General features: G+C 75.4%; 5 protein-coding genes. 4 read left to right on the top strand and 1 reads right to left on the bottom strand.

Annotated features, from left to right (window positions below):
* Nucleotides 1-359 precede the first annotated feature (359 nt).
* Entirely contained in the window at nt 360-1,130 is a 771-nt protein-coding gene (locus tag JNW98_RS23015; RefSeq protein WP_223770174.1) for a LuxR C-terminal-related transcriptional regulator, read from the top strand.
* A gap of 91 nt (nt 1,131-1,221) precedes the next feature.
* On the opposite strand, the gene JNW98_RS23010 is transcribed toward JNW98_RS23015, so the two are convergent.
* Entirely contained in the window at nt 1,222-2,010 is a 789-nt protein-coding gene (locus JNW98_RS23010; protein WP_223770173.1) for a thioesterase II family protein, read from the bottom strand.
* Between the two features lie 343 nt (nt 2,011-2,353).
* Between JNW98_RS23010 and JNW98_RS23005 the strand changes: the two genes are divergently transcribed.
* From JNW98_RS23005 to JNW98_RS22995, 3 genes are all read left to right on the top strand, one after another.
* Nucleotides 2,354-5,776 (top strand): non-ribosomal peptide synthetase, encoded by a 3,423-nt coding sequence (locus JNW98_RS23005; protein WP_223770172.1) that lies wholly within the window; start codon nt 2,354-2,356, stop codon nt 5,774-5,776.
* Nucleotides 5,773-9,996, top strand: a complete 4,224-nt coding sequence (locus JNW98_RS36680) for a type I polyketide synthase (protein WP_223770171.1) — start codon at nt 5,773-5,775, stop codon at nt 9,994-9,996. Before JNW98_RS23005 ends, JNW98_RS36680 begins: the two co-directional genes overlap by 4 nt.
* A gap of 2 nt (nt 9,997-9,998) precedes the next feature.
* Nucleotides 9,999-11,699 (top strand): condensation domain-containing protein (locus tag JNW98_RS22995; protein ID WP_223770170.1); only part of this gene is annotated, 1,701 nt, incomplete at its 3' end.

Below are 11,699 nucleotides of genomic sequence, written 5' to 3'. Positions count from 1 at the left end.
TCGCCCACCTGAAGGTGGTTCGTCGGCCGCCGGCGGCGGGAACGGGCCGTCCGCCGATGGCCGGATATCGATTACGTGTAGCCACCATTGGGAATGGTTATCATCTCGTAAAGGGCGTTCAAAGTCAGCGTTCCGGCCAAAAGTCGGCCATGGCCACCAGCAGGCCCCTGCCAAGGGCAAATGGAATTCACGCCAATCTGCGACCGCAATGATCCGGCCCCTTGGAACCCGAGAAAGCTCGCCTACGCTGTGACCGGTAATGGTTTTCCCGGTTCCGCGCGGTGCACGCGCCGGCTTACCTGCGACGACTCGTCTGATGGGGGAACGTGACAATGGGGGGCGTTGGTGCCGTACGCGGTGTGGCCGAACGGACGGAAAGGTGCGCGACGCGGCCGGCCGGCCAGGTACCGGGCGCCGGAAGCGGAGGCGGCGGCGGAGCGCGCTTCGGACTCCTGCTGGGCGACGAACAGCCCCTGGTCCGCCGCGGACTGCGCGCCCTCTTCGAGGCCGACCCGGCGTTCCGGGTGCAGGGCGAGGCCGGCAACGGCGACACCCTCATGGAGCTGGCCCGCCTCCACCGCCCCGACGTCGTCCTGATCGACGCCGACCTCCCCGGCCCCGACGTCCTCGGCGTGGCCCGCCGCCTCGTCGAGGACCACGCGGGGCGCTACGCCGGCGTCGTCCTCCTCACCTCCACGACCGGACTGACCGAGAGCCGGATCCTGGGGGCCGCGCGGGCGGGCGTCCGGGGCTTCCTCCACAAGCGCGAGTCCTCGGAGGAGATCGTGGCCGGAGTGCGGTCCGTGGCCCGGGGCGGCGTGGCGATGAGCGAGCACATCGTCGGCCAGGTGCTGGCGGCCCTGCGCGACGACCACCCGGCCGCGGCGCTCAGGCCCGCCGGGGAGCTGGCCTTACTCACCCCGCGCGAACTGCAGATCTTCCGGCTGGTCGCCCAGGGCCTGACCAACCAGCAGATCGCCGACGTCCTGGTGCTGTCCGAGGCCACGGTGAAGTCGCACTTCAACCGCATCTGCCGCAAGCTCGCCCTGCGCAACCGGGTGGACGCGGTCATCCTCGCGTACGAGATCGGCGTCGCGGGCGGGGTGGCGGAGCAGCGCTCGACGGCGTGAACCCCGCGATGACGGGCCGGGGGCCGTACTCACCCGGCTCACCCGACTCACCGACTCACCCGACTCACCCGACTCACCCGACTCACCCGACTCACCCGGCGAGCGACGCCGCCTCCGCCGGCCCGAGCAGGCCGGCCACCTCGGCGACGATCCCGTCCAGGTGGTCCTGGAGGTAGAAGTGCCCGCCGGAGAAGGTGCGCAGGGTGAAGCCGCCGGACGTCACCTCGCGCCAGCGCGGCATCTCCTCCGGCCGGACGTGCGGGTCGTGGGTGCCGCAGAACGCCGACACGGGCGCCGTGATCCGCGCGCCCGGCACCGGCCGGTACGTCTCGATCAGCCGGTAGTCGCTGCGCACGACGGGCAGGAACAGGGCGCGGAACTCCTCGTCGTCGAGGATCGCGTCGGAGGTCCCGGCGAGCGCGCGCAGGTCCTCCACCAGGTCCTCGTCGGGCAGCAGGTGCACCTGTGACTCCGGGGCCGCGTGCGGGGCGGGCCGGCCGGAGACGCACAGCCGGGCCAGCCCGCCCGGGCAGGCGGCCTCGATCCGCCGCGCCACCTCGAAGGCGACGGCCGCGCCCATGCTGTGGCCGAACAGCGTCAGCGGCCGGTCCGCCGAGAGCGGCAGCGCGGCGGTGACGCGGTCGGCGAGCGTGGCCATGTCGGATATCAGCGGGTCCTCGAACCGGTCCTCGCGGCCCGGGTACCGCACCAGCAGTACCTCGGCCTCCGGCGCCAGCCGGTCGGCCCAGCCCCGGTAGGCGCTCGCCCCGCCGCCGGCGTGCGGGAAGCAGACCAGGCGCGGGGCGCCCGGCAGGCCCGGATGCCGCCGCGTCCACCGTCGGTCCGCCGTGGTCCCGCCCGCCGTGGTCCCGTCCGTCATGCTCGCTCTCCCGCGCTCCAGTGGCCGGGCGCCGCGGGGCGGTTCGCCCGACGGCCGCGGCCGTGTGTACCCCGTACTTCCGGAAGGCGCGAGCGTACATATCCCGCCGAGTCCGCGGCAAGCTCCGCGGGAGGAGGGGAAACCACGGTTGGAGGCCGTAATGGCTACCCGGGTTGGACGACGCCCGCGGGGCCCGCTGTTACGTTCGGCCGAGGCCACAGGAGTGGTACCGGAACCCAGGTGACCGCCTTTTCCCCGGAATTCCCTCCGGAAATTCCCCCGCGTCCGTCCGCGGGGCCCGGCCCGCCGTGCCGCGGCCCGGAGCGAGAAACAGAGGACCGCAGTGACGCGTACCGAGGACCAGTCCGACCCCACCGCCGAGACACAACGGCGGGAACTCGCCGAACTGCTGCTCGCCGAGGCCGGGCTGGCCGGCCCGGACCCGTCGTTCGCCCCGGTCGCCGTCCACGGCGACGACACGGGCGCGGCGCCCCTGTCGTCGGCCGAGCGGCGCATGTGGTTCCTGCGGCGGCTCCAGCCGGACGGCGTCGCCTACAACCTGTGCGGCGGCGTCCGGCTGACCGGACCGCTGGACCCGGCCGCCCTCGGCACCGCCCTCACCGCCCTGGCGGACGCCCACGACATCCTGCGGACCGTCTACCCGGCGGACACCGACGGCTCCCCCGGCCGCCGGGTGCTGCCCCCGGCGCCGGTCCCGCTGCCGCTGACCGACCTCGAGGACGTGCCCGTCGGTGAACGCGCCGCGCGGGCCCGGGCGGCCGTGGCCGAGGAGGGGCGCCGCCCCTTCGACCTGGACGCCGAACGACCGGTCCGCTTCCGGCTGTTCCGGTTCGCCGCCGACGACCACCTGCTGTCGCTGACGGTCCATCACATCGCCTTCGACGACCTGTCGTGGGGCCGGGTGCTCGACGAACTCGCCCACCGCTACACGGAGGCCACCGGCGGCGCGCCCGCGCCCGTCACCCGGCCGCGCGTCCAGTACGCGGACTACGCCCGCTGGGAGGCGGACCGGCTCGCCGAGGGCGCCTGGGACGGCCAGCTCGCCCACTGGCGCGAACGGCTGCTGCCGCACCCGCCGGCCCTCGCGCTCCCCGCCGACCGCGACGCCGCCCCGGGTACCACCGGCACCGACGGCGTACGGCGCGACGCCCGCCTCGGCCCCGACGCGGCCGGTGCGCTGCGCGCCCTGGCCCGGGAGTCCGGCGTCACCCTGTACACGGCGCTGCTGGCCGCGTACCAGACGGCGCTGCACCGCTGGACCGGCGAGGACGACATCGCCGTCGGCTCGCCGGTGGTCAACCGCGGCCGGGCCGAGTTCGAGGACGTGGTCGGGAACTTCGGCAACACGGTGGTGCTCCGCGCCGACCTCGCCGGGGACCCCTCCTTCCGTACCCTCCTCGGCCGCGTCCGGGACGTCTGCGCGGACGCCTTCGCCCACCAGGACGTGCCGTTCGACCGGGTCACCGAGGCGCTGCGGCCCGCCGGGGCGGTGGGGCAACCGGCGCTGTTCGACGCGGTGTTCTCGTTCGTCACGGCGGAGCCGAGCCGTGTCCGCACCCCCGAGGTGCTGTTCGAGGAGCTGCCGCACCACAACGGGACCGCCCGCTTCCCGCTGGTGCTGGAGGCCCGGGAGGCCGGCGGGGACGTCGTCCTCGGGTTGACCGCCCGCGCCGACCTGTTCTCCCCGGCGGCCGTCGAGCGGCTGCTCGGCCACCTCGTGGAGCTGTTCCGGGGCGCGGCATTCGGCCCGGACCGGCGGCTGGGCGAACTGCCGCTGCTCACCGGGGAGGAGGAGCGCCGGGCGCTGGAGGAGTGGAGCCGGACGCACGACGACCCGGCCGAGACCCGGCCCCTGCACCGGCTGGTGGAGGAGCAGGCCGCCCGGACGCCGGACCTGGTCGCGGTGGTCGCCCGGGACGCCTCCCTCACGTATCGCGAGCTCGACGCGCGGGCCGATGAACTCGCCGTACGGCTGCGGACGTTGGGCGCCGGGCCGGAGCACGTCGTGGGCGTCCACCTCACCCGCTCGCCGACGCTGGTGGTGGCCCTGTTGGCGGTGCTCAAGGCGGGGGCCGCGTTCATGCCGCTGGAGCCCTCCTGGCCGGCGCTCCGGCGGGCGGACGTGGCCCGGGCCGCCCGTCCCGTCCTGGTGCTCACCGACGCGGCCACCACGCCGGCGCCCCCGCCGCTGGACGTTCCCGTGCTCGACCTGGCCGAGCCGTACGAACCCGCCGCCGCGCAGCCCGTTCCGGCGGTGGACATGGAAAACCTGGCCTACGTCATCCACACCTCGGGCTCCACTGGCACCCCCAAGGGCGTGATGATCCGTCATCAGGCCATTTCCGGCCGCCTGGTGTGGCAGTCCCGGCTGCTCGGCATGACCACCGGCGACCGGGTCCTGCACAAGGCCCCGATGGGCTTCGACATCTCCGTCAACGAGATCTTCCTGCCGCTGGTCAACGGCGCCCGCCTGGTCCTGGCCGACCCGGACGCGCACGGCGATATCGACCACCTCGCGGAGGTGATCGAGCGGGAGGGCGTCACGTTCCTCTACATCGTCGCCTCCATGCTGGACGTCCTGCTGGAGCGCGACGACATCTCCCGGACGGCCCGCTCGATCCGCCACCTGTGGTGCGGCGGCGAGGCGCTCACCCCGGCGCTGTACCGGCGGTTCCGCGACCGGCTGGGCGCGACGATGTACCACGGGTACGGGCCCGCCGAGGCCACGATCGGGGTCAGCTGCCACGTCTTCGACGAGCGGGCGGACGGCGCGACGGTCACCATCGGGCGTCCCAACCCCAACGCCCGCCTGTACCTGCTCGACCGGGCGCTGCGCCCGGTCCCCGTCGGCGTCCCCGGCGAGCTGTACCTCGGCGGCATGCCGCTGGCCCGGGGCTATCTGAACGACCCGCGCCGGACGGCCGAGGCGTTCGTCCCCGACCCGTTCGCCGACGCCCCGGGCGGGCGGCTGTACCGCACCGGCGACCTGGGCCGCTACCGGCCGGACGGCGGGATCGAGTTCCTGGGCCGGGCCGACGACCAGGTCAAGGTGCGGGGCTTCCGCGTCGAACTGGGCGAGGTGGAGGCGGCGCTCACCGCCCACCCCGCCGTCCGGCAGAGCGCGGCCCTGCTGCGCACCGGCGCGCCGGGCGGCGACCGGCTGGCCGCCTGGTGCGTCCCGGAGGCCGGCACCGAGGCGCCCTCCGTCGCCGCGCTGCGCGACTGGCTCACCGCCCGGCTCCCGCACTACGCGGTCCCCGGCGAGCTGCACGTCCTGCCGGCCCTGCCCCTGACCAGCGCGGGCAAGACGGACCGCAGGGCGCTGCTCGCCCTCGCGCCGGCGGCCCCGGACGAGGCGGCGACCCCGTTCGTCCGGCCGCGCGACGCCCTGGAGCGGGACGTCGCCGCCGTCTGGGCCGAGCTGCTGGGCCGGGACGACATCGGCGTCCGGCACAACTTCTTCGACCTGGGGGGCCACTCCCTGCTCCTCGTACGGGCCCAGGCCCTCTACCGGAGCCGGCTCGGCCACGACGTCCCCCTCGTCGAGCTCTACGACCACCCGACGGTCGCCTCCCTCGCCGCCCGGATGTCCCGCGGGACCCCGGCGGAGGACGGGGGCGGTCCCGAGCTGGACCGGATCCGGGCGCAGGCCGAACGACGGCGGCAGACAGCGGCACGGCGCGCGGCGGCCGCCGGCCGGACGGCGCGACAGCGGGCGCAGGCGCCCGGGGAAAGGACGCGGTGACCACTGTGAACAGCGACGTGGCAGCGGACGGGCCTGACGAGGGCACCGACATCGCGGTCGTCGGCATGGCCGGGCGCTTCCCGGGCGCGCCGGACCTCGACACGTTCTGGGCCGGCCTGACGGAGGGCCGGGAGGCGGTCGCGCCGCTCGACGACGCGACGTACCTGGCGGCGGGCGGCGACCCGGCGCGGCTGGACGACCCGTACCTGGTCAAGGTGGCGTCGGTGGTGGACGGCATCGACGAGTTCGACGCCGAGTTCTTCGGCTACCCGCCGTCGGAGGCCGAACTCCTCGACCCACAGCAGCGGTTGTTCCTCCAGTGCGCCCACCACGCCCTGGAGCACGCGGGGTACGGGCCGGGGACGACGACGGGTGCCGTCGGCGTCTACGCCGGTGCCGTGCAGAGCCGCTACTTCCTCGACCACGTGCACCCCCGGCTGCGCGGCGCGGACAGCGTGACCCTGCACCACGCCCAGCTCGGCAACGTCAACAGCACGCTGGCCACCCGGGTCTCGTACGAGCTGGGGCTCACCGGTCCCAGCCTGTCGGTGCAGACCGCCTGCTCCACGTCGCTGGTGGCGGTGCACCTGGCCTGCCAGGACCTGCTCTCCCACCAGTGCGACACGGCCCTGGCGGGCGGCGTCTCGCTCAACCCGGCGCTGCGGCAGGGCTACCGGTACGTCAAGGACGGCCCGTTCTCGCACGACGGGCACTGCCGGCCGTTCGACGCCGACGCGACGGGCATGCTCGCGGGCGAGGGTCTGGGCGTCGTGGTGCTGAAGCGGCTGGCGGACGCCCTGGCCGACGGCGACCACATCCACGCCGTCGTCAAGGGCAGCGCGGTCAACAACGACGGCGACCGCAAGGTCGGCTTCGCCGCGCCCAGCGCCGCCGGGCAGGCCGAGGTGATCGTCGCCGCGCAGGCGGTGGCCGGGGTCGACGCCGACTCCATCGGCTACGTCGAGGCGCACGGCACCGGCACGCCGGTCGGCGACCCCATCGAAGTGGCGGCGCTGAAGCGGGCGTTCGCCGCCTCCACCGACCGGCGCGGCTTCTGCGCGCTGGGCTCGGTCAAGAGCAACATCGGGCACACGGACGCGGCGGCGGGCATCGCCGGGTTCATCAAGACCGTGCTGGCGCTGGAGCACCGGACCATCCCGCCGACCCTGCACTTCCGCTCCCCCAACCCGCTGCTCGGCCTGGAGGAGAGCCCGTTCCACGTCCCCACCGCCACCCGGGTGTGGGAGAGCGACGGCCGGCCGCGCCGGGCCGGCGTCAGCTCGCTGGGCATCGGCGGCACCAACGCGCACGTCGTCCTGGAGGAGGCACCCGCGCCCCGGCCTTCCCGAACGGGCGGTGAAGAAGCGCTGTTGACGCTGTCCGCCCGCTCCCCCGAGGACCTGGCGGCCCTCGCCGGAAACCTCGGCCGGCATCTCGAAACACACCCCGGCCTGCCGCTCGCCGACGTCGCCCACACTCTCGCCGCCGGCCGCCGCGCCCGACCCCACCGGCTCGCCCTCACCGCGGCGGACACCGCCGACACGGCCCGGCGGCTGCTCGCCGCGCCCCCGGCGGCCGGACCCGCCGGCACCGACCAGCCCGTCGTCTTCCTCTTCCCGGGCGCCGGCTCCCAGCACCCCGGGATGGGCCGCGGCCTGTACGAGACGGAGCCGGTCTACCGGCGGGAGATCGACCGTTGCGCCGACGTGCTGCGCCCGCTGCTCGGCCGCGACCTTCGGGACATGCTGTACGGCGGACCCGCTGTTCCCGGCACTCCCGAGGATGTCTTCCCGACCCTGGTCGCCACCGAATACGCCCTGGCCACCCTGCTGATGTCGTGGGGGATCCGGCCCACCGCGCTGCTCGGGCACAGCCTCGGCGAGTACACGGCCGCCTGCGTGGCCGGCGTCCTCGCCCCCGAGGACCTGCTGCCGCTGGTGGTCCGCCGCGAGGAGCTGTTCGCCCGCGCGGCCGGCACCGGCGGGATGCTGGGCGTCTCCCTCGGCGAGGACGCCGTCGCGCCCTACCTGGACGGCGGCCTCTCCCTGGCCGCCGTCAACGGGCCCGCCGCCTGCGCGCTCGCCGGTCCGGAGGAGGCGCTGGCACGGGCGGAGGAGCGGCTGACGCGCGACGGCGTACGGCACCGCCGCATCCGCTTCGGCGCCGCCGCCCACTCCGCGCTGCTCGACCCCATCCTCGGCACCTACGCCGAGACCGTCGCCCGACTGCCGCTGAAGACACCGGAGATCCCGTACGTCTCCAACCTCACCGGCACCTGGATCACCCCCGAGCAGGCCACGGACCCAGCCGCCTGGGTGCGGCACACCCGCGAGCCCGTCCGCTTCGGCGCCGGCCTCGACACCCTCCTCGCCGAGGGCGACCCGGTGCTGCTGGAGGTGGGCCCCGGCCGGGCCCTCACCGGGCTGGTCCGCGCCCGGGGCGGCGCCGCCCCCGTCGTCGCCGCCATGCGGCACCCGCAGGCCGCCGAACCCGACCACCGGACGCTGCTGGACGCGGTCGGGCGGCTGTGGACCCTCGGCGCCCCGGCCGACGTCGCGGCCGTGCACGCCCGCCGGTCCCCGCGCCGCGTCCCGCTGCCCGGCTACCCGTTCCGCCGCGCCCGGCACTGGATCGACGTCCACCGGCCCGCCGGCGAGGCGGCCCCCGGGCTCCGGCCGGCCGCCCCCGCGCCGTTCCCCGTGGCGCTGGCGGCGGAACTCCCGCGGATGACCCTCGCGGAACGGCGGCTGCGCGCCGAACACCCGCCGCTGCGCGACCCGGAGGAGCTGACCGCCCGGCTCGACCGGCTGGCCGTCGCCCACGTGTGCGCGGTGCTCCGCGCCGCCGGGCTGCCGCTCGCCCCCGGTACCGCCCTGGACCGCGAGGACGTCCACCGGGCGTTCCGCACGGTCCCCGGCTACCGGCGGTTCCTGGACGCCCTGCTCGGCATGCTCACCGACGACGGGATCCTGCGCGCGGACGGGGAACGCCTGCACGTCACCTCGGCCGCCGCCGACGTCCCCGAAGCGGCCGCCCTGACCCGCGAGATCCTCGCCGGCCACCCCGAACAGGCCGAGGACCTGGCCTTCCTGGACCACTGCGTCCGGCACTACCCCCGGGTGCTCGACGGCACCACGGCCGGCACCGAGGTGCTGCTGCCCGACGGCGACGACGCCCGCCAGCGCGCCCTGATCGACCGGCGCCTCGCCTACAGCGACATCCCCCTCTTCCGCCGGCTGATCGCCGAGACGGTCGCCCGGCTCGCCGCCGAGGCGGGCCGGCCGGTGCGGATCCTGGAGATCGGCGCGGGACGCGGCTACCTCACCTGGGAGGTGGCGGAGGCCCTCCGCGAACTCCCGGACCTTTCCTACCACTTCACCGACCTCGGCCGGTCGTTCGTCCTGGACGGCCAGCGCCGGGCCCGGGAGGAGGGGCTGACCGGGATGGAGTTCGGCGTCCTCGACATCACCAAGGACCCGGCCGGACAGGGCTTCCCACCCGGCGCGTTCGACGTCGTCCTCGCCTTCAACGTCCTGCACGCCACCCCCGACCTGCGGACGGCCGTGCGCAACGCGGGCGCGCTGCTCGTCCCGGACGGCGTCCTGATGCTGCTGGAGGCGTCGCGGCAGCAGCGCTGGTCGCTGATGACGACCGGGCTCTACGAGGGCTGGTGGTACTTCGACGACGACCTGCGCGACGGCTCGCCGCTCGTCACCGCGGACCAGTGGACCGGGCTGCTGGACGCGGAGGGCTTCGCCGACGTCACCGCCTTCCCCCGGGACGGCGGGGCGGACGCCGCCGACCACACCCTCGTGGCGGCCCGCCGCACCCGGGGCCCGGCCGCCCCGGCCGCCTCCCCCATGAGCCGGTCCTTCAACCAACGGCCCGTCCTCTCCGTCCCGTACACCCCGCCCGGCACCGACCGGGAGAAGCACGTCGTCCGGCTGTGGGAGGACGTCCTCGGCATCGACGGCATCGGCGTGCACGACAACTTCTTCGACCTCGGCGGGGAATCCCTGCTGGCCATGCAGCTGTTCGCGCGGCTGCGCGACACCACGGGCGTCGAACTGTCACTGCAACGGATCTTCGACGCGCCCACCGTCGCCGAGCTCGTCCCGCTGCTCGACGCGCCCACCGCCGGGGCCGCGCCCCGCATCCGGCCCAGCGCCCGCCGCGCCCGGGCCGCCGCCGGCACCACCCGCGACCACAGGACGGAGTAGCCGTGTCCCCGGCCGAGACCACCCTTCCCGCCACCACGCCGGAGGACCCGGACGCCCTCCTCTTCCCGGCCTCCTACGCCCAGCAACGAATGTGGTTCTTCCACCACCTCGACCGCGGCAACCCGTACTACAACATCCCGCTGGCGCTGCGGCTGACCGGCGAGGCGGACCCCGCCGCCCTCCAGGCCGCGCTGGACGACGTCGTCGCCCGCCACGAGATCCTGCGCACGACGTTCGCGGAGCGCGACGGCGAACCGCGGCAGCTGGTCGCACCGGCGGGTGACGTCCGGCTGGAGACGGCGGAGTGCGCGGCCGAGGACGAGCACCCGTGGGCCCTGGAGTGGGTGGGGCGGCCGTTCGACCTGACGGCCGGGCCGCTGTTCCGGGCCGCCCTGCTCACCACCGCGCCCGGCCGGCACCTGCTGCTGCTCTGCCTGCACCACATCGTCACCGACGGCTGGTCGCTCAACATCCTCACGCGCGAACTCGCCGCCCTCTACCGGGAGCACGTCACCGGCGAGCCGGCCGGCCTCGCCCCGCTGGAGATCCAGTACGCGGACTTCGCGGAGTGGCAGCGCGAACAGCTCGACGGCGCGGGCCTGGAGCGCCGACTCGACTACTGGAAACGTCAACTCGACGGCCGGTTGCTGCCGTTGGAACTGCCCACGGACCACCCCCGCCCGCCCGTACAGTCGTTCCGCGGCGCGCGCGTCGACTTCGAGCTGCCCGACGACCTCACCCGCGCGCTGCGCGCGACCGGCCGCGCCCACGGCACCACCCTCTTCATGACGCTGCTCGCCGGGGTGACCGCCCTGCTGCACCGCTGGACCGGGCAGGACGACATCCTCGTCGGCTCCCCGATCGCCGGCCGCGACGTCCCGGAGACCGAACCGCTGCTCGGCCTGTTCGTCAACACCCTGGTGCTGCGCGGCGACTTGTCCGGCTCACCGACCTTCGCCGAGTTGCTGGCCCGCACCCGGCGCGCCTGCACGGGCGCGTACGACCACCAGGACGTACCGCTGGACAAGCTCGTCGAGGTCCTGCAACCGGAGCGCGACCCCGGCCGCAACCCGCTCTTCCAGGTCATGTTCGCCCTCCAGAACCCGCCCCGCCTGGACCACCCGCTGCCGGGCGCCCACCTGACCGCCGAGCCGCTGCCGCGCCACTCCACCCGCTTCGACCTGGAGTTCCACCTCTGGGAGGACGGCGACCGGCTGCACGGCTCCCTGGTCTACGGCACCGACCTCTTCGACGACGAGACGGCCGTCCGGACGGCGTCCCGGCTGCGCCGCCTGCTGGCCGCGGCGGTCCGGGCCCCCGAGACGCCCGTCGCCGACCTGCCGTTCGCGGACGAGGAACCGACGGCTCCCGTCCGCGTCCCCGCCGACCCGGACACGACCGTGCCGGCCGCCTTCGCCGAGCGGGTCCGGCGGACGCCGGGGGCGGTGGCCTTCGCGGAGGCCGCGCCCCGCGCCGAGGTTCACGGGCAGGCTGCCGAGGCCACCGCCCTCACGGATGACACCATCGCCGGCACCGACCGCGCCCACGACGCCACCACCGTCACAGGCGACGCGCCGGCCACGGCGGAACGCGCCGGCCGGGACCGGCGCGCCCCGGGCACCACCGCCGGCACCGCCGACCCGGCGGGCCGCGGCCGTCCGACGACCATCGCGCGGCTCTCCGAGCGCGCCCACGCCCTCGCC

This window comes from Streptomyces huiliensis (assembly GCF_020037025.1).
Classification (GTDB): domain Bacteria; phylum Actinomycetota; class Actinomycetes; order Streptomycetales; family Streptomycetaceae; genus Streptomyces; species Streptomyces huiliensis.
The sequence above is the reverse complement of the archived record's forward strand: the minus strand, read 5'-3'. Positions and strand labels throughout refer to the sequence as shown.